Origin of the sequence: Halorientalis pallida (genome assembly GCF_049605515.1) — an archaeon.
In the GTDB taxonomy this organism is placed as follows: domain Archaea; phylum Halobacteriota; class Halobacteria; order Halobacteriales; family Haloarculaceae; genus Halorientalis; species Halorientalis pallida_A.
This window is the reverse complement of the sequence record NZ_CP187158.1, coordinates 564,250-581,224: the sequence shown is the minus strand read 5'-3', so window position 1 is coordinate 581,224 and position 16,975 is coordinate 564,250. Positions and strand designations below refer to the sequence as shown.

Annotated in this window: 18 protein-coding genes and 1 pseudogene; 4 read left to right on the top strand and 15 right to left on the bottom strand. The window is 67.7% G+C overall.

The window, feature by feature from the left end; genetic code table 11:
* Positions 1 to 2: 2 nt before the first annotated feature.
* The 15 genes and pseudogenes from ACOZ4N_RS04590 to ACOZ4N_RS04520 all read right to left on the bottom strand — a co-directional run bounded on the left by ACOZ4N_RS04590 (position 3) and on the right by ACOZ4N_RS04520 (position 13,464).
* Entirely contained in the window at positions 3 to 359 is a 357-nt protein-coding gene (locus ACOZ4N_RS04590) for an RNA polymerase Rpb4 family protein (protein ID WP_424018758.1), read from the bottom strand.
* Positions 356 to 646 carry a 50S ribosomal protein L21e gene (locus ACOZ4N_RS04585; protein WP_424018757.1) on the bottom strand — a complete coding sequence of 97 codons (291 nt, stop codon included), beginning with the start codon at positions 644 to 646 and terminating at the stop codon, positions 356 to 358. Before ACOZ4N_RS04585 ends, ACOZ4N_RS04590 begins: the two co-directional genes overlap by 4 nt.
* 72 nt (positions 647 to 718) lie before the next feature.
* A complete protein-coding gene (locus ACOZ4N_RS04580) occupies positions 719 to 2,998 on the bottom strand; it encodes a methyl-accepting chemotaxis protein (protein ID WP_424018756.1) in 2,280 nt (759 codons plus the stop codon).
* A gap of 193 nt (positions 2,999 to 3,191) precedes the next feature.
* Entirely contained in the window at positions 3,192 to 3,458 is a 267-nt protein-coding gene (locus ACOZ4N_RS04575; RefSeq protein WP_092692295.1) for an elongation factor 1-beta, read from the bottom strand.
* A 38-nt stretch (positions 3,459 to 3,496) separates the two neighbouring features.
* Positions 3,497 to 3,676 carry an HVO_2753 family zinc finger protein gene (locus tag ACOZ4N_RS04570; RefSeq protein WP_092663026.1) on the bottom strand — a complete coding sequence of 60 codons (180 nt, stop codon included), beginning with the start codon at positions 3,674 to 3,676 and terminating at the stop codon, positions 3,497 to 3,499.
* Positions 3,677 to 3,760: 84 nt separating this feature from the next.
* The gene (locus ACOZ4N_RS04565; protein WP_424018755.1) at positions 3,761 to 4,387 is read right to left on the bottom strand and encodes a DUF2391 domain-containing protein; all 627 of its coding nucleotides are present in this window, start codon (positions 4,385 to 4,387) and stop codon (positions 3,761 to 3,763) included.
* Positions 4,388 to 4,391: 4 nt separating this feature from the next.
* The gene (locus tag ACOZ4N_RS04560) at positions 4,392 to 5,291 is read right to left on the bottom strand and encodes a 3-hydroxyacyl-CoA dehydrogenase family protein (protein WP_424018754.1); all 900 of its coding nucleotides are present in this window, start codon (positions 5,289 to 5,291) and stop codon (positions 4,392 to 4,394) included.
* Positions 5,292 to 5,341: 50 nt separating this feature from the next.
* On the bottom strand, positions 5,342 to 6,763 hold the full coding sequence (locus tag ACOZ4N_RS04555; protein WP_424018753.1) for a zinc ribbon domain-containing protein: 1,422 nt from the start codon (positions 6,761 to 6,763) through the stop codon (positions 5,342 to 5,344).
* Positions 6,760 to 7,989: a thiolase domain-containing protein gene (locus ACOZ4N_RS04550; protein ID WP_424018752.1), complete on the bottom strand. Its 1,230-nt coding sequence runs from the start codon at positions 7,987 to 7,989 to the stop codon at positions 6,760 to 6,762. The genes ACOZ4N_RS04555 and ACOZ4N_RS04550 overlap by 4 nt, the downstream gene beginning before the upstream one ends.
* A 105-nt stretch (positions 7,990 to 8,094) precedes the next feature.
* Positions 8,095 to 8,937 (bottom strand): hypothetical protein, encoded by an 843-nt coding sequence (locus ACOZ4N_RS04545; RefSeq protein WP_424018751.1) that lies wholly within the window; start codon positions 8,935 to 8,937, stop codon positions 8,095 to 8,097.
* Between the two features lie 47 nt (positions 8,938 to 8,984).
* Positions 8,985 to 9,356, bottom strand: a complete 372-nt coding sequence (locus ACOZ4N_RS04540) for a hypothetical protein (protein ID WP_424018750.1) — start codon at positions 9,354 to 9,356, stop codon at positions 8,985 to 8,987.
* 104 nt (positions 9,357 to 9,460) lie between these two features.
* Complete coding sequence (locus ACOZ4N_RS04535; RefSeq protein ID WP_424018749.1) at positions 9,461 to 10,561, bottom strand: P-loop NTPase; 1,101 nt, start codon at positions 10,559 to 10,561, stop codon at positions 9,461 to 9,463.
* A 97-nt stretch (positions 10,562 to 10,658) separates the two neighbouring features.
* Positions 10,659 to 10,856, bottom strand: a pseudogene (locus ACOZ4N_RS04530) (hypothetical protein); the annotation flags it as partial.
* 35 nt (positions 10,857 to 10,891) lie between these two features.
* Positions 10,892 to 12,220 carry an NrfD/PsrC family molybdoenzyme membrane anchor subunit gene (gene nrfD, locus ACOZ4N_RS04525; protein ID WP_424018748.1) on the bottom strand — a complete coding sequence of 443 codons (1,329 nt, stop codon included), beginning with the start codon at positions 12,218 to 12,220 and terminating at the stop codon, positions 10,892 to 10,894.
* Positions 12,217 to 13,464 carry a 4Fe-4S ferredoxin N-terminal domain-containing protein gene (locus ACOZ4N_RS04520; protein WP_424018747.1) on the bottom strand — a complete coding sequence of 416 codons (1,248 nt, stop codon included), beginning with the start codon at positions 13,462 to 13,464 and terminating at the stop codon, positions 12,217 to 12,219. The genes nrfD and ACOZ4N_RS04520 overlap by 4 nt, the downstream gene beginning before the upstream one ends.
* A 263-nt stretch (positions 13,465 to 13,727) precedes the next feature.
* Here ACOZ4N_RS04520 and ACOZ4N_RS04515 point away from each other — a divergent pair, with 263 nt between their 5' ends.
* The 4 genes from ACOZ4N_RS04515 (at position 13,728) to ACOZ4N_RS04500 (ending at position 16,921) form a co-directional block, all read left to right on the top strand.
* Positions 13,728 to 14,582, top strand: coding sequence for an NOP5/NOP56 family protein (locus ACOZ4N_RS04515; protein WP_424018746.1), 855 nt, complete (start codon positions 13,728 to 13,730; stop codon positions 14,580 to 14,582).
* Positions 14,575 to 15,207 (top strand): fibrillarin-like rRNA/tRNA 2'-O-methyltransferase, encoded by a 633-nt coding sequence (locus ACOZ4N_RS04510; RefSeq protein WP_424018745.1) that lies wholly within the window; start codon positions 14,575 to 14,577, stop codon positions 15,205 to 15,207. The genes ACOZ4N_RS04515 and ACOZ4N_RS04510 overlap by 8 nt, the downstream gene beginning before the upstream one ends.
* 78 nt (positions 15,208 to 15,285) lie before the next feature.
* A complete protein-coding gene (locus ACOZ4N_RS04505; protein WP_424018744.1) occupies positions 15,286 to 16,368 on the top strand; it encodes a glutamate--cysteine ligase in 1,083 nt (360 codons plus the stop codon).
* Positions 16,369 to 16,417: 49 nt separating this feature from the next.
* Positions 16,418 to 16,921: a winged helix-turn-helix transcriptional regulator gene (locus ACOZ4N_RS04500; protein ID WP_424018743.1), complete on the top strand. Its 504-nt coding sequence runs from the start codon at positions 16,418 to 16,420 to the stop codon at positions 16,919 to 16,921.
* Positions 16,922 to 16,975: the final 54 nt, after the last annotated feature.

The following is a 16,975-nucleotide window of genomic DNA, read 5'->3' as shown; positions in this document are numbered from 1 at the left end:
CGTTAGACGTACTTCGCGACGACGTCGAGGATGTCGTCGAGTTCGTCGCCCGAGAGGGAGAACCGTTCCTGGGCGTAGATCGCGCGCAACTCGTCGCGGTCCTTCGGCGTCGTGTTGGCGATCTTGTAGGCGGTCGCCTCGTCGACCTTCTCCAGTTCCAGCAGTTCGTCGACGAACTCCTGGGACTCCTCGGGGTCGAGCGTGGCGAACCGGTTGACGTGCTCGATGGCCCGCGCCAGTTCGTAGCGCATCTCCCGCTCCTCGTCGGCGGCCCGCTCGCGTTCGAGCGTCTCGAGGATCTCCTTGGTCTCGGCGAGCGTCAGGTACTCCTCGCCGACCTTCTCCTTGAAGATCGTCATTCCTGGACGGAGATGTGGGCGGGCTTTGCGATGATCGTCTTCTCTTTGCCCTGATCTTCGATCAGGACCTTGTAGGCCTCGCCCTGCTTGCCGTCGACCGTCCCCGTGTGACCGTTGAAACGGGGGTGGAACCGACCGTCGTTGACCGACGGGTCGATCTTGAGGTGGACCTTCTGGCCCGCCTCGAACTCCTGAACCGACCGCTGGGGCGGCGACGTACCCCGGTCACGGGGGTCGTTTTTCAGCTTGTGGCGCGTCTTCTTGAGTGGACCGTGCGAATTGGGCATTCGTGGCTGTCGGTTGTGTGGTCGGGCTTATAAAACGTGCGTTCCGTCGCGGACAGCGGTGTGACGACCCCGTCAGTCGTCGGTCGTCGCCAGATCGGGGTCGGCGGCGTCGATCTCCACGTCGGTCGCGTCGACGGTGAACTCGTCCATCAGTGCGCGCAGGTCCGCCGCCTGCTCCGCGATGGTCCGGGCGGTCTCGGTCACCGACTCCAGCTGGTCCGCCTGACTCGTCGCGGTGTCTGCCACCTCGCCGGCGCGGTCGGCGGTCCGTTCGCTCACGTCGGTCGCCTGGTCGGTCATCGAGACGACTTCCTGAGCCGAGGCCGCCTGATCGTCGGTCGCCTCGCTGATCTCGCGGACGCCGTCGGTGGTCTGCTCGACCTTGTCCGCGATGTCTTCGAGCGCGTTCAGCGCGCCCTCCGTCGTCTCGACGCCGCTCTCCACGTCGTCCTGCATCGCCTCGATGTCGGCGACGGCCTCGCGGGTCTGTTCGGACAGCTCCGAGAGGAGGTGGTCGATCTCCTGGGTCGCCTCGCGGGTCTGTTCGGCGAGTTCTTTCACCTCGTCGGCGACGACGGCGAACCCGTCACCGTCCCCGTCGGCGTGGGCCGCCTCGATGGAGGCGTTCAGCGCCAGCACGTTCGTCTGTTCCGCGATGTCGTCGATCAGGTCGACGATCTCGGCCACGCGGTCGACCTCGTCGTCCAGCGCCTGCACGTCCGCGACGGTCTCCTCGGTCGCGGTCTCGATTTCGGCCATCTCCGCGGCGGCTTCGCTGGCGGCCTCGGCCCCTTCGGTGGCCGCGGCCTCGGTCTCGGTGGCCAGGTCGGCGACGGTGTTTGCGGTCGCCGCGACCTCCTCGACGGTCGCGCTGAGATCGTTCATCTCGTCGGTGACACCGGTGAGTTGCTGGTTCTGTTCGACGGCGTCCTCGGCGATCCCCTGGACGCTCTCGGAGACGGTTCGACTGCGTTCCCGGGAGGACTCGGTCGCCTCGACCGCACGGGTCGTCGACTCGGCCACGTCGTCGGCGAACGACCGGACGCGGGCGACCGTCTCCTCCAGTTCGCTCAGCGTCTCGTTGAACGCGTTCGCGATCTCGGCCATCGCCGAACTCTCGTCGTCGGGGTCGAGCCGACGGGTGAGGTCGCCGTCGGCACAGGCCCGGATCACCGAGCCGTACTCGTCGGCCGTCGCCTCCAGATGTTCGGTGAACTCCTCGGCCTCGCGGCGAGCGGCCTCGGCTTCCTCGCGTGCGGCCTCGGCGTCGGCCCGGGCCTCCTCGCGGGCGCGCTCGATCTCGTCGATACGGTCGGAAAGCGAGTCGCGCATGCTCGCGAAGGAGGCAAACAGCGTCCCGATCTCGTCTTTCCGGTCCGTCTCCATCGACACGTCGAGATCGCCGTTCTCGATGGATTTGGCCCGGTCGACCAGTCGGTTGATCGACTTCGCCGTGGGCCGGACGATCACGAAGCCCAGCAGGAACATACTCCCGGCGACGAGCCCGAAGATGAGGACGAGGTACTGGAGCGACTGCCAGCCGACCGCGTAGGCCGACGTGGGCGCTCGCAGCAACACGATGAGGTCGGTGCCCGGCACCTGCTGGTAGCTCAGCACCGTCCCGTTGGCCTCGAAGATCTCACCCTCGGCGGTCGTGTTCGTGAGGATCCGTTCCTCGCCCGCGCCCGTGTAGAGGTTCGTCGAGGACTGGTTACCGTCGTACAGCATGAACCCGTTCCCGTCCATCACGATCACGTTCGACCCGTTGACCTGCGTCTGGAAGTCGAACGAGTCGGTGACCGACACCTCGACCGCCACGGAGTGGTTCTCCCCGGGCACGGGGCTGACGAACGCTGCGTAGCGCTCCCCGTCGATGAGGTATGACTGGGAGAGATACACGTCGTCCGCGCCGTCGAGACCGTAGCTCTTGCGGGTGATCCACGGGATTCGCATACTCGCGGTCGCGATGTCGGCCGTACTCCCGACGACCGATCCGCGAGCGAGGTCCACGTAGTGTACCGCGCTCACCTCGTCGGCCAACCCGCTCTCCGTATCGTTGAGCGCGCGCTGGAGGGCCGGTCCCGGTTCCGCCTGGAGCGCACTGGAGGTCGACACCGTGCGTGCCGTGGTCCGGTACTGTGTCAGCCACTGGTCGACCTCGCCGCTGTTGCGCTCGGTATCCGTTTCGAGTTGGTCGTAGACGGTCCCCTGTTCGGCGTCACCCAGGACACCGACGACACCGAGCAGCGATACCGCCAGCAACAGGAGGATCACCGCGACGGTGAAGACGAACTGCCGGATGTAGGTCCGGCGGACCCGATCCGGGAGATATCGTGTGAGACGGAAATCCATATATCGGCGCTCTCACACCGACTCTCATAAGCGTTCGTCCCGAATTATGCAGTCTGATAATCGACGGTTGGTGCAGTGACACGGCGCTAAACGTGGCGAACCACGCCGAAAGCTGCCGCTGGCGATATCGCTGGTGAAAATTCCGGTGAGCGGTTGCTATCGGATCGGGGAACCGAAACGGCGAGCGACGGAATTAGAGGCGGCCGACCGAGTCGACGTCGACGGACTCGACGCCTTCGACTTCGGCGAAGGACTCCTCGACGGCGTCGGTGCCGCCGGAGTCGTCGGGGACGACGACGGTCGGGAACAGCGCGACGAGGCCGAAGGCCACGTCGTCACGCTCGAATCCGTTGATCTTGGCTCCCTCGGGGAGGGACTGTTCGAGACGTTCCTGCAGGGCGTCCAGGTCCACGTCCGGGCTCTGCGGCATTACCTTGATCTTGGCTGCGACTTTTCCCATGGTAGTAGATTGCGGTGAGGGTTGATTGGGGTTGCGATTCAGGGTCCGGTGAACCCGCAGTCCGGGCACTCGTAGAGGTTGCTCTGCTTGCGGCACTTGGCACACCGGTAGATCTGGTGGCCACAGTCGGGACACTTGAACGCGGCCGCGTTCGTCCCCGAGATGTTGATCCCGCAGGAGATACACTTCTGTTTCCGCTTTTGTTGAGTGTCGCTCATACCTACCGCGAGGACAGCCCGACATATAACCCTTAACAAAAGCCGTAGCCGCGGCGTCGGCGGGGCATCCCCGGACCGCGGCCCTCACGAACCCGGCAGGATGTCCCCCAGTGCGGCACCGATGGCCATGGGTACGAACGCGACGGCACAGGTACAGAAGGCCAACCAGGGGTCCGCCCAGTCGACGCGGCCCCAGGCGGTACTCATGACGAGCGACAGCAGGAGCGAGACCCCGACCACGCCCAGCAGGCGTCGCGGGACGAACCCGAGGATCGGCTTGTAAATTCGCACGTCCTGAAACTCGGCGACGTAGAGGATTCCCACCGTCGTCGCGACGGCGAAGGCGAGGGTCCCGACGAGGTAGACCGGACGGGTGGCGACGAACGCGCCGACTTCCTGGGTACCGCCCTCGACCATCATCGGGATGCCAAAGAGGAGCGCGCCGAGCATCGCCTCCATGAGGTCCGCACGGTCGAACCCGACGATGGTCCGGCCGAACACCGCCGGCTCCTCGACCTCGGTCGCGGTTTCGATGATATCCTGAATCCGCTCCCGACGAGCCGGGTCGGACAGCGACTCCTCGTACTCGTCGAGTTCGTCGAGCAGGTCACCCAGCGTCGGCGGCTCGTCGTCCGGATCGTCCCCGTCGCGGTGGCGACGGCGTTGCTCGGGGTCGAACTCGTCGCCGCCGGCCTCTGCGCCGTCCGCCATCGCCTCAGATCACGTCCTCGATGTCGTAGTCCTCGTCGTCGGCCACGTCCTTGGGTTCGCCGCCCTCCCAGACGTAGAACCCGCGGCCGACCTTCTTGCCGGTGTCGCCGTTCTCGACCTTCTCGCGGAGGATCTCCGGCGGTTCGAAGCGGTCGCCCAGTTCCTCGTGGAGGTACTCACAGATGTCGAGTCGCACGTCCAGCCCCACGCGGTCGGTGAGTTCGAGCGGGCCGACGGGGTGGTTGTACCCCAGTTCCATCGCGGCGTCGATGTCCTCGACGCTGGCGACGCCGTTCTCGACCATCCGCATCGCCTCGACGCCCAGCGCGACACCCAGGCGCGAGGAGGCGAATCCGGGCGTGTCGGTGACGACGACGGGTTCCTTCCCGAGGCCGTCGACGAACTCCTCGGCACGGTCGGCGGTCTCCTCGTCGGTCTGGTCGGCCAGGACGACCTCGATCAGCCCCATCTTGTGGGGCGGGTTGAAGAAGTGCAGCCCGACGGCGCGTTCGGGGTGTTTCAGCGCGGCCGCGATGGACGATACCGACATCGAGGAGGTGTTCGTCGCGATGATCGTCTCCTCGTCCACGTGGTCCTCGGCGTCGGCGAAGGTCTCGCGTTTGAGGTCCAGATCCTCCGGGACGGCTTCGATGACGAGGTCGGCACCGTCGAGCGCCGAGTCCAGATCGGTCGTCCCGTCGAGGTCGTCGACGGCCTGTTCCTTCTCGGCCTCGGTGATGTAGCCCCGGTCGACGCCGGCGCTGAGACGGTTGCTGATCGTATCGATGGCGTCCATCACGACGTTCGGTTCGATGTCGCGGATGCTCACGTCGTGGCCGGCGGCCGCACAGACGTGGGCGATGCCGGCACCCATCGTCCCTGCGCCGATAACTGTGACTCGCATGCCAGGACCCGCGAGTCCGAGGGGTTAAACGTTTACGAGAGTTTTTCGCCCTACTCGTCGTCCGCGACCCGGGCTTTGCGTCCGTAGCGGATCACGCCCTCCTGCTTGTAGATCCGCCGGATGACCGTCGTCACCGCGTCGCCCACGTCGGGCGAGGTCTCCGCGCCGACGACCTGCAGGGGCATGCTGACCGAATCGCCGTCGGCCTCGAAGGCCGCGATGGCGACGCCGTACTCGCCGCTTTTCTGCTGCTGGACGGCGAACTCGGGCGGCTCACCGCCGCGCGAGACGGCGGTGACCGCCTCGACCTCACCCGTGTCCGGCAGTTCGACCGGTTCGAACTCCACGAGCGAGCGACAGTCCGGACACGCGCCCTCGGGCGGGAACGCCAGCGAGCCACACTCCGGACACCGGCCCGCGACGAGGCGGTGGCGCTGGGGGATCGACCGCTTCCACGTCGGCACGGAGACGTACGCCGCGCCGCCGTTGGGTTCGCCGCTGGTCACGTCGCCCCGGCGACGCAGGTACTCGGCGTAGGTCAGGTCGGTCCCGCCGTCGAGGGCCAGTTCGGCGGGCACGTCGTCGGTGGCCTCGACGACGAACGCGTCCGCGCCGCCGCCGCTCCCGTACCCTGCGCCCAGCACGGTCTCGTGACCGTCGGCGAGGGCGTTCGCGAGCGACAGCGGCACGCTCGCGGCGGCCGTGTCGCCCAGGTCCTGCACCGTCGCGCAGGTGTGGATCGTGCCGTTGTCCAGCCCCATCGCACCGGCGGCGCGGTAGGGGAGGCCGCCGTCGGGGGCCTGCACCGCCGCGGCATCCGGGTCCTCGGGGACATCCACGGCGTCGACCGCACCGGCGAGCGTCTCGCGGAACGCCTCGCGGTCGTAGCTGGTCACGTCGATGCCCTCTACCTCCTCGCTCCCGGCGCGACGGAACCGCGTCCCCGGGTAAGGTTCGGCGTGTTCCGCGCGGTCAGTGATCGGTGCCGGCGCGTCCGGGCCGACGAGGACTGCCGCCGCGCCCGCACCGGCGGCGTGTTCGTGCGCGTCGCTGGGTTCGCTCTGCGGGCAGTCCGCGGCGACGACCAGCGCGAGCCCGTCGGTCTCGGCGTCCAGCGCCGCGAACAGCGCCCGCGTACCGGCCCGTGTACTCCCGGTGAAGGACTGGCGGGTGCTGTCCTCGGCGACGCCGAGGAACGAGCCCAGCCGAACCGTCGGGTCCTCCTCGGCCATCGGCGGGGTCGTGGTCGAGAAGCCGAGCCAGTCCACGTCGCTGGCGTCCGCGTCGCCCGCGGCGAGCGCGCGTCGGGCGGCCTCCCAGCCCATCGTGAGCGCGTCCTCGTCGGCTTCGGGGACTGCCTTCTCCTCGATGCCCGAGGCCTCGAAGCTCCCCCAGGCGTCGGCGAACTCCTCGGCGGCGACCCGGAGGCGGGGCGCGTACGCACCGACGGCGTGAATCCCGTCGTCGCTCATGCCGCATCACCTCCCGTGTCTCGCGGGCTTCGCCCGCTCGCTGACCCCGGGGCGCTGGGCGCCCCGCCCTTCTCAAATACGTGGACGACCGCCGCACCGCCCGAACCGCCGACGTTGTGTGTCAGCCCGATCTGCGGGTCGTCGAGCTGGCGGTCGCCCGCCTTTCCGGAGAGCTGTTTGAACGCCTCGACGACCTGTCCGGCCCCGGTCGCGCCGATGGGGTGGCCCTTCGATTTCAGGCCGCCGGAGGTGTTGACGGGCATCTCGCCGTCGCGTTTCGTCTTCCCGCTGGCGACGAACTCGCCGGCTTCCTCGGGCTCACAGAGGCCGAGGTCGGAGTAGGCCATCAGCTCGGCGATGGCGAAGCAGTCGTGGACCTCGGCGAAGTCCAGGTCGTCGGGGCCGTAGCCGGCCATCTCGTAGGCGCGGTCGGCGGCGTACTGCGAGGCCGGGACCGAAGTGTAGGTGTCGCGCTGGAACAGGCCCACGCGGTCGCTCCCGGCACCGACGCCGGCGACCCGGATCGGGTCGTCCGTGTAGTTCTCCACCACGTCCTCGCTGGCCAGCAGGACACAGGCCGCCCCGTCGGTGGTCGGGCAGCAGTGATAGAGATTGAGGGGGTCCGCGACCGTCGGCGCGTCCATGGCGTCCTCCAGCGAACACTCGAAACCGAGCTGCGCGTGAGGGTTCTTCGCGCCGTTCTCGTGGTTCTTGACGGCGACGTGGGAGAGCTGTTCGCGCGTGGTGCCGTACTCCTGCATGTGCCGGCTGGCCATCTGGGCGTAGACGCCGGCGAAGGTGGTGCCCGAGAGGCGCTCCCACTCTGTTTCCCCAGAAACGCCGAGCCAGTAGCGCACGGCGTCGCCGGACACGTCGGTCATGATCTCGACGCCGCTGGCCAGCACCACGTCGGCCATCCCGCTCCGGATGGCCTGAACGCCCTGCCGGACCGAGTAGCCCGACGCCGCGCAGGCGTTCTCGACCCGCGTGACGGGGATGCCGTGCAGGCCGACGTGTTCGGTCACGGCTGGGCCGGGGAGCCCGAGTTGTCGTCCGCCGACGCCGAGGGTGCCGACGACCGCTTCGTCGACGGCTTCGGACTCGATACCGTCCGGCACGCTGTCACGGGCGTTCTCGAACGCCGTCCGAAACAGTGACCGGTAGCTCTCACCCGGGAACGAGCCGTAGTCGGACTGACCCGCCCCGATGAGGTACGCATCGCGCATACATATCCTGCAAACCCGCGGTCCATAAACTTGTCACTACGTGCCGGCGGTTTGTGACGAATCTGGTACGTCGTGGCGGCCGGAGCGCGAAACGGTCCTGCGGGGTCAGGCCGCCGCGGCCACGTCGGAGGCGTCGACCTCGAACAGTCGCGAGTTACAGTCCTCACAGGTCACGGCGACCACGTCGACGGTCCGACAGCAGGACTCGACGACTTCCTGGCCGAACCGCACCTGGCCGTCACAGGCGGGGCACTGTTCGACGAACAGCCGGAGCCCGGCGAGCAACTGTCCGCGGCCGGCCGGACCGGTGTCGGCCCAGCCGTCGTAGTAGTCGGGAAGCACGCGGCCCGCGGCCACGTCCGCGAGGAAGGCCGCGCGGGACTCCCAGCGCCCGACGGTCTGTCCCTCCGCGTGGGCCACGAAGGCGGTGCCGTACTCCTCGAAGGTCAGGTCCGCTGGGTCGATACCGACGATAGCGGCGACGGCTTCGCGGTCCGACTCCTCGTCGCGTTCGCGTTCGACCCGTTCGCGGAAGTCCGCGGCGAACGCGGGCGTCAACCCGAGGTCGCCGTGGGGTTTCTCCTCCAGCACGCCCGCGTCCAGCAGCGTCGTCTCCACGTCGATCTCCTCGACCTCTGGGGCAGTGGCCGTCTCGTCGCCGGTCTCGGCCTTGTCGAACCAGGCCAGCACCCGCTCCGGGAAGTACCGTTTCGTCAGTGTCGGGGTGCCGGGGACCAGGTAGCCGCGCAGGTAGATGGCGGCGACCGAGAGTGCGAAGACCATCCCGCCGACGGTGGTGCCGACGAACGATCCCGCGGCGGTCGTGACGACGTATCCGACGGCGACGGCCACCGCGACGGCGATGGCGGTGTTCACCGCCGTACACGGCACACAGCGATTCTCCCCCGTGTATTCGGGTCGGCGGACCCGATCCAGTACGGTTCCCATGTCTCCCGGTAACGTCGGGTGAGAGGAAATGGTTGTCGGCGCGACAGTCACTCGCGACGGTCCCGAATCCGCTCGACGGCGTCGCCGAAGCGGTCGTCGTCCTCGAGGTGGTCGAGGACCTCGTCTTCGGCGATGTCCAGCGCATAGGCGGGACGGCCCTTCCCGGTGGGTGACTCCTTGCGTTGCTCGCCGAGCAGGTCGGCCGATTCGAGTTCCGACAGGGCGTTGATGACGCGCTGGCGGGTGACGCCACCGGGCACCATCCCGTCGAGGTCGTCGAACTCGTCGAGCAGGTCCTCACACACGCCGGTCACGTCGAAGGAGTGGACCGGCACGTCGTCACGAGCCCGCAGATCGATCACCGAGAGCAACACGAACCGGTGGAACGGGTCGACACCGTCGATATCGGCACCTGTCATGTGCAAGCCTACCCCCTATCGCGTAAAGAAAGTGTGGACTTCTCGCAGCCACTGGGAACGCGAGGTCACGGGTAGAGTCCGATCTCCGACCGTTCACGGAGTTCCTAGACCGACTCGGCGTCTGTCGGGATCGTCTCACCGTCCACGTCGGCACCGCCGACGTGTTCGGCGACGGTGCGACGGTTGATCGCGCCGATGCGATCCGAGACCGAATCGACGAACGCGAACAGGTCGTCCTGGATGGCACTGTCGTCGTCGCGGATCGTCGGACCGTCGGCACCGGCGCTGTCGAAATCCGGGTGGACCGGCAGTTTCGAGAGGACGGGCACGTCGTAGTCGTCGCCGATCTCGTCGGCACCGCCCGAGCCGAACACCTCGTGGGTGTCCTCGCAGTTCGGGCAGTGGTAGCCGCTCATGTTCTCGACGACGCCCAGCACGGGCGTGTCGTGTTCCTCGAACAGCCGCAGTCCCTTCCGGGCGTCGGCGACGGCCATCTCCTGTGGCGTCGTCACGATGACGACGCCCGCCACCGGGAGCGTCTGGAGCAGGTTCAGGGAGGCGTCACCGGTGCCCGGCGGGAGGTCGACGACGAGGTAGTCCAGCCGCCCCCACTGCACCTCGTCGATGAACTTCATCATCACGTTGTTGACCATCGGGCCGCGCAGGATTGCGGGGTCGTCGTTGTCGGGCATCAGGTGGTCGGTACTCATCACCATCACGCCGTCCGAGCGCGGGGGCACGATGTCCTCGTTGGGCGTCACGCCCGGTTCGTCCTCCGTCGGGAGGATGCGCGGGACGTTCGGCCCGTGTACGTCGGCGTCGAGGATGCCGACGCGGGCCCCGCGGTCGTTGAGGCCGGCCGCGAGGTTCGCCGCGACGGTCGTCTTCCCGACGCCGCCCTTCCCGGAGGCGACGGCGACGACGTTCTTGACGCCGGGCAGGACCGATTCGTCGAAGCCGTGGTCCTCACTCACCCGAGCGGTCAACTCGGGTTCGAGTCCGGCGTCTTCGACGGTATCCCGGATCTCGTTGCCGATCTCGATCTCGGCCGGCGAGTAGGGTGCGTTGAACGCGAGCGACACCGAAGCGGTGTCGCCGTCGATCTCGATGTCGTTGACGAGCCCCATCGAGACGATGTCGTCGTCGTTCTGTGGGTCCTCGACGTCGGCCAGTCTGTCTTCGAGTGCGGTTTCGGTGATTGGCATGGGTGTGTGGTGTCTCCGCCGCGGCGGGCGTCGCCCGCCGAGTGTCCGGGGGCGGCCCCGGACCGGTTCGCGCGCGATACCGTGCCTGCTCTCCGGGTCAGAAGAACAGGAAGTCGATCACCATCGTGGCGACGAAGAGGCCGCCCCACAGCGAGGTCGTGATACCGACGACGTAGCTGACGCCGAGCAGCCCCTTCTTCGTGTCACTGGGCTCCCCGAGGAACCACGCCGCGATCATGATGTACACCGGCACCAGCACGATGCCGAAGATCAGGTACGTGCCGGGACCGACGAACGGGAGCGTGTACTCGGGGGAACTGGCGAGTGGCATCATTCGTGATCACCTCCGTCGTGTTCGTCCTGGATCGCGTGCAGTTCGACCACCGGAATCGCCTTCGAGACGATCAGGAAGAACAGCAGGACGATGCCGACGGTGCCCAGCAGCGACGACAACTCGACCGCCGACGGGACGTACGCGCCGGGCACACCGTCGTACAGCGCGAAGTGCGCGTGCTGGAGCCCCTCGACGACGAACAGCGTCTTCTCGATCAGCGTCCCGACGAGGACGGCGAACGAGAGGCCGACCATCACCGGGATGCTGAACAGCCGCGGTTTCAGCGCCGAGGCGAAGATGTACAGCAGGGCGATCCCGACCAGCCCCAGCGCGACCCAGTACAGGGGCGTGGTAATCTTGGTGTGGGTTGCGTGTCGCAGCGTCGTCGGCGCGGCGAAGATGCCGGTCAGCACCTGCTGGAGCTGGAGCCACAGGAAGATGACGCTGAAGAAACCGAGCCACTTGGCCAGCCCCTGGAACACCTCCCGCGGGATGAGGTCGTCCCAGTCGTAGATCCAGCGGAACGTCGCGGCGATGATGATGATGCCCGCGACGGCGGAGGTCAGGGCGATAGAGAGGAACGATGGACCCTGCACGCCGCCGGCCCAGCCGGCCATCGACGGCAGCGTCGAGAACAGCCACGGGATGACGCCGCCGTGCAGGAGGAGCGGCGCCATGATGATGATCGCGAACGCGACCCACCAGACCATCCGCTCGACGATCTCGTCTTCCTTCTCGGTGTACCCGACCATCAGGAGCTTGTAGACCGGTTCCAGTCTGTCGGGGAGCCGGTCGCGCAGCCGGTGGATGTCGTACCGGATGGTGAGCAGGAGATAGGTCGCAGTCAGCACGAAGTACGCGGTGATGACGGTCACGTCCCAGGCCAGCGGCGACCACTGGACCCGCCAGGGCCACGCGGGGAGGACGCTGGTCACCAGCCGATCCGGTCGACCGACGTGGATCAGGATGTACAGCCCGGCACACGACAGCGCGGCGATGGTCAGCAACTCGGCCATCCGGGCGACCGGCTGGTAGGTGTCCAGGCCGATGAGCCGCACCGCGGCCGACAGGATGATCCCGCCGTGGGCGATGCCGACCCACCAGATGAACGCGCCGATGTACAGGCCCCAGGGGACGCCGCCGCCCGACCCCCAGTCGGCGAGGTTCGTGACGATCAGCCCCTCCTGGAGTTGCTGGACGTAGAAGAACAGCCAGACGCCGATGGCCGCGAGCGCGACCAGTAGCGCCAGCAGGTACTTCTTCGAGGTGGACTCGATGGGGCGAACCAGCGTGTCCCGACTCACGTCCGTCACGTCGGTACTCACGCGTTCTCACCTCCGTTCTCGTTGGCCATCGCACCGTTGGCCAGCACCTCCTCCTTGCGGTTGTCGACGATCCCGACGTCTTCGTAGGCGACCGGCCCCTCGACCTGTCTGGCGTGCTGGGACGGTTCGTTACCGATGTAGCGGACGTTCGGGTTCGTCCCGCGTTCTTCCAGCAGCTCGAACGTCGAGACGGTGTGTTCCTTCCGGTCGGGATAGGTCGACAGGTCGTTTTCCTGCTGGTTCTTGTACTCTTTCAGGTGCTGGTTCGGGGCGCTCTCGGGGTCGTTGAGGTCGCCGAAGTGGATGGCGTCCATGGCACACGCCTCCTCGCAGGCGGTGGTGCCGATCTTGTCCTCGCCCATCTGGCCGTCCTGCCGGTCGACACAGAAGGTACACTTGCCCATCACGCCCTTGGGCGGGCGGGCACCGACCCACTTCCCGCGCTCGTCGTACTGGTGGTCGTCGTCGATCTCCGAGTCGGGCACGTCGGGTTCGCCCCACTGGAAGTAGTTGACGCCGTAGGGACAGGAGACCTCGCAGTACCGACAGCCGATACAGATCTCGTAGTCGGTGAGGACCAGACCGTCCTGTTCGCGGGTGTGACGCGCGCCGACGGGACAGACCTTCGTACACGCCGAGTCGGTGCAGTGCTGGCAGGGCCGGACGAGGAAGTTCTCGTCGCCCTGATCCTCGTCCTCGTAGGTGAAGACGTACATCCAGTTGGCCCCGCGTGAGGTCCCGTGTTCCTCCTGGCAGGCGACCATGCAGGCCAGACACCCGTCGCAGTTGTTGAGGTTGATCGTCATGCCGTACCGGGTGCCGTTCTGCTCTGGCTCCTCGGCAGCCGAGGCACCGCCACCGCCGGCACTCGTGATCATCCCCAGTGCCAGCGCGGCCGCACCGCCTTTCTTCATCACCTCGCGCCGGGAGAGGTCCTCGCCGTCGGCCAGCTCGGTCAGGCGATCCGACAGCGTGCCGTTCTCGGCGGCCTCGTCGAGGGTGTCGGCCTCCAGTCCCTCCAGCAACTCGTCGAGTTCGCGGGCGTCCTCGCCGAACTCGTCGAGTATTCGCTCGTGGTACTTGCGGTAGAACTCGGCCTCGTTCAGTTCGCCTGCCGTGACGCGCTGTGCGTCTTTGGCCATCTCCATCCCGAGGTCCGTGTCGTACTCGGTGTCGGCCAGCAGGCGCTCCATGCGCTGCTCTTCGTCCTCGTCGAACGATATCGGTGAATCGTCTTCTGTCATAGCTGAGAGTCGGTCACACGTCCGTCAGCGCCGGCGACACGGGGTGTCGGTGCCGGCGCGCCCACCATGCAACGGACACACGTTCGATCCATCTGTTCGACCGTCGACGGAACTCTGGACGGGACGGAAAAGAACGCGCAGGCGGATTTTCACGGTCTGGGATCGGGCACGAATATATTCGGGGGTCGACATAGGTCGCGGAGAACCCAATCGACCGTCACGCATCGCGAAGCTTTACCGCCGCGGGGGTCCGATGGCCGAGCATGACCGACGACGCGTGGTTCGCCGACCTCGATCCGGGGGACCGGGAGACTGCTGTGGGCCGGATCCGGGAGGGGAGCGCCGACTCGCCCGCCGACTGGCCCGCGCTGGCCGTCGAGACCAGCTTCGCGGCCGACGAAGACGACTACTACGACCGGCTCCGGGCGGCGACCATCGAGGCCGGACAGGCGGCCGTCGAGGAGCGCGAGGGGGCCGTCGACCAGCAACTCGTCCACGCCGTCCGGGCCATGGACGACTGCCGACGACAGGCCAACGAACTCGCCGAGCGAGTCGCCGAGTGGGGCGGCAGTCGCTTCGAGGAGGCAGGGACGGGCGTCGAGTACGCCCGCGAGCTGAGCGAGCGCGATCCGGATGCAGTGGGCGATATGCGAGCCGTCTCGCTGGCTCGCCGGGTCGTCGCACTCGACGAGGAGGCCGACGCGCTCAGAGCGTTCGTCGAGGCGACGACGCCCGAGGTCGCGCCGAACCTCGCGGCCCTGGCCGGTCCCGTGCTCGCCGCTCGCCTGCTCTCGCTCGCGGGCGGGCTGGAGTCGCTGGCGAAGAAGCCCAGCGGGACGGTGCAGGTGCTGGGGGCCGAGGACGCCCTTTTCGCCCACCTTCGCGGTGACGCGCCGTCACCGAAACACGGGATCATCTACACCCACGACGCGGTGCGTGGGACCCGGCCCGAGGACCGGGGCTCGGCGGCCCGCGCGCTCGCCGGGAAACTCGCAATCGCCGCGCGGATCGACCACTACAGCGGTGACCGGCGGCCCGACCTGGAGGCCGAACTCGACGACCGCATCGCGACCATTCAGGCCCGAGCGGACGACACGGAGGCGGACGACGATGAGTGATTTGCCCGAGGGGGTCGAGCGTCGCGAGATCGACGGCGCGACCGGGTTGGCGACCCAGGGGCCGCCGGCGTACGGCGAACCGACCGACGACGAGGGATGGCGGCGGTGGAATCCGCGCCGCTCGAAACTCGGAGCGATGCTGGCGTCCGGGATGGACACCGGCCTCGCCGGCGGCGAGACGGTCCTCTACCTCGGCGCGGCCGCGGGGACGACGGCGAGCCACGTCGCGGACTTTTCCGGGCCGACCTACGCCGTCGAGTTCGCACCCCGGCCCGTGCGGGACCTGCTGGAGGTTGCCGAGGACCGGGACCGACTGTTCCCGCTGCTGAAGGACGCGCGCAAACCGGAGACGTACGCACACGTCGTCGAGCCCGTCGACGCCATCGTGCAGGACGTGGCGACCCGGGGGCAGGCCGAGGTGGCGCTGGCCAACCGGGAGTTCCTGCGCGAGAACGGACGGCTCCTGCTGGCGGTGAAGGCCCGCAGCGAGGACGTGACCGCCGATCCGGAGGCGGTGTTCGACGAGGTGGTCGGGACGCTCTCGGAGGGGTACGAAATCCTGGAGCGCGCGCGACTGGAACCGTACCACGCGGACCACCTCGGGGTCGTGGCGCGGCCGCGGTGAGGTCGGCGATGGGTCGCTGCAGCACCCGTCGTTCCGGAGGGGAAGGTTTAGGCCGGGGGGAGTCCAACCCGCGGAAAGATGGACCGGAGGGGCTCTTCAGAGACGTTCACCCGGATGGGAACGCTGGGTATCGAAGAGGAGTTTTTCGTCGTCGACGACCGGGACCGGCCGACCTCCGGCACGGACGAACTCGTCTACGAGACCGAACCACCGGAGATTCTCGAGGGTCGGCTGGACCACGAACTGTTCAAGTGCGTCATCGAGACCCAGACGCCGACGATCAGCGCCGACGACATCGACGAGGCCCGCGAGCAACTGGCCGCCGTGCGGTCGGCGCTGGTCGACCACGCCGAGCGTCACGGCTACGGAATCGCCGCGGCGGGTCTGCACCCGGCCGCGAAGTGGCAGGAACTCGAACACGCCGAGAAACCGCGCTACCAGTCCCAACTCGACCGCATCCAGTACCCGCAACACCGGAACACGACGGCGGGCCTGCACGTCCACGTCGGCGTCGACGACGCGGACAAGGCGGTGTGGGTGGCAAACGAGATCCGCTGGCACCTGCCGATCATGCTGGCGCTGTCGGCGAACTCGCCGTACTGGAACGGGTTCGACACCGGCCTCCACTCCGCGCGGGCCAAGATCTTCGAGGCACTCCCGAACACCGGCGTCCCGACGACGTTCGACTCCTACGCCGAGTTCGACGAGTTCGAGCGCACGATGGTCGAGACGGGCTCGATCGAGGACCGGGGCGAACTCTGGTACGACGTGCGCCCCCACTCCGGGCTCGGCACTGTCGAGATACGGACGCCCGACGGCCAGGCCGATCAGGAGACGGTCATGGCCTTCGTCGAGTACACGCACGCGCTGGTGAGGGACCTCGCCGCGCGCTACGAGGACGGCGAGACGGGGCGGAAACACCGTCGCGAGCCGCTTGACGAGAACAAGTGGCGCGCGATCAGGCACGGTCACGAGGCGAGCCTCCTGTCGCGTGATCTCTCGGAAACCGTCGACCTGGGCGAACTGGTCGACCGCGAGTGCGAGCGACTGGGCGTCAGCGGCATCCGCGAGGTGTACGACGCCGAGAGCGGCGCGGAGAAACAGCGGCGGCTTCGCGACGAGAAGGGGATGGACGCCCTCTGTCGGTCGTTGCGATTGTAGCCAAGGATTTTTACCCGGCTACATCCTTCCGTCGGAATAGAAGCAACTCATGTCTACAGACGACGGGCCATCCGAACCGGAGGACGAGGGGCTGGACGTGGCCGACGGCGAGGCCGTCCGCGACCGACTGGAAGCGGAGACCGACCGGGCCGTCGAGCGGTTCGACGACGGCGTCGTCGATCTGCTGTCCTGGGTACTGGACACGGAAACGCGAGCGCGCATCTACGTCTACCTGCGCCAGCACCCCGACAGCACGAGCGACGAGGTTGCGGACGGGACGGGGCTGTACCCCAGCACCGTCCGCGAGGCGCTGGCGGAACTCCACGAGGAGGAGAAGGTGTCCCGGAGCAAGCGCGAGAGCGGCGGTGCGGGGAACAATCCCTACGAGTACACCGCCATCGCACCGAGCGATCTGGTGTCGAGCATCGTGGGCGACGTGCAGTCGGAGTTGAACACGGTGTTCAATCTGGACGACCATCTCGACGAGGCGTCGGAATCGACGGACGAGACCGACGAGCCGGTGACGATCACCGTCGAGGAGTCCGAGCAGTGAGACCAGTCGGGGCGGGGCAATCCGAAGCCACTAAACCCTGAGGGGACCATGCCC

What these genes read in the sequence shown, in the direction of transcription:
- ACOZ4N_RS04590 (WP_424018758.1), bottom strand. Translation starts at nt 359, where the DNA reads ATGACGATCTTCAAGGAGAAGGTCGGCGAGGAGTACCTGACGCTCGCC.
- ACOZ4N_RS04585 (WP_424018757.1), bottom strand. Translation starts at nt 646, where the DNA reads ATGCCCAATTCGCACGGTCCACTCAAGAAGACGCGCCACAAGCTGAAA.
- ACOZ4N_RS04580 (WP_424018756.1), bottom strand. Translation starts at nt 2,998, where the DNA reads ATGGATTTCCGTCTCACACGATATCTCCCGGATCGGGTCCGCCGGACC.
- ACOZ4N_RS04575 (WP_092692295.1), bottom strand. Translation starts at nt 3,458, where the DNA reads ATGGGAAAAGTCGCAGCCAAGATCAAGGTAATGCCGCAGAGCCCGGAC.
- ACOZ4N_RS04570 (WP_092663026.1), bottom strand. Translation starts at nt 3,676, where the DNA reads ATGAGCGACACTCAACAAAAGCGGAAACAGAAGTGTATCTCCTGCGGG.
- ACOZ4N_RS04565 (WP_424018755.1), bottom strand. Translation starts at nt 4,387, where the DNA reads ATGGCGGACGGCGCAGAGGCCGGCGGCGACGAGTTCGACCCCGAGCAA.
- ACOZ4N_RS04560 (WP_424018754.1), bottom strand. Translation starts at nt 5,291, where the DNA reads ATGCGAGTCACAGTTATCGGCGCAGGGACGATGGGTGCCGGCATCGCC.
- ACOZ4N_RS04555 (WP_424018753.1), bottom strand. Translation starts at nt 6,763, where the DNA reads ATGAGCGACGACGGGATTCACGCCGTCGGTGCGTACGCGCCCCGCCTC.
- ACOZ4N_RS04550 (WP_424018752.1), bottom strand. Translation starts at nt 7,989, where the DNA reads ATGCGCGATGCGTACCTCATCGGGGCGGGTCAGTCCGACTACGGCTCG.
- ACOZ4N_RS04545 (WP_424018751.1), bottom strand. Translation starts at nt 8,937, where the DNA reads ATGGGAACCGTACTGGATCGGGTCCGCCGACCCGAATACACGGGGGAG.
- ACOZ4N_RS04540 (WP_424018750.1), bottom strand. Translation starts at nt 9,356, where the DNA reads ATGACAGGTGCCGATATCGACGGTGTCGACCCGTTCCACCGGTTCGTG.
- ACOZ4N_RS04535 (WP_424018749.1), bottom strand. Translation starts at nt 10,561, where the DNA reads ATGCCAATCACCGAAACCGCACTCGAAGACAGACTGGCCGACGTCGAG.
- ACOZ4N_RS04520 (WP_424018747.1), bottom strand. Translation starts at nt 13,464, where the DNA reads ATGACAGAAGACGATTCACCGATATCGTTCGACGAGGACGAAGAGCAG.
- ACOZ4N_RS04515 (WP_424018746.1), top strand. Translation starts at nt 13,728, where the DNA reads ATGACCGACGACGCGTGGTTCGCCGACCTCGATCCGGGGGACCGGGAG.
- ACOZ4N_RS04510 (WP_424018745.1), top strand. Translation starts at nt 14,575, where the DNA reads ATGAGTGATTTGCCCGAGGGGGTCGAGCGTCGCGAGATCGACGGCGCG.
- ACOZ4N_RS04505 (WP_424018744.1), top strand. Translation starts at nt 15,286, where the DNA reads ATGGACCGGAGGGGCTCTTCAGAGACGTTCACCCGGATGGGAACGCTG.
- ACOZ4N_RS04500 (WP_424018743.1), top strand. Translation starts at nt 16,418, where the DNA reads ATGTCTACAGACGACGGGCCATCCGAACCGGAGGACGAGGGGCTGGAC.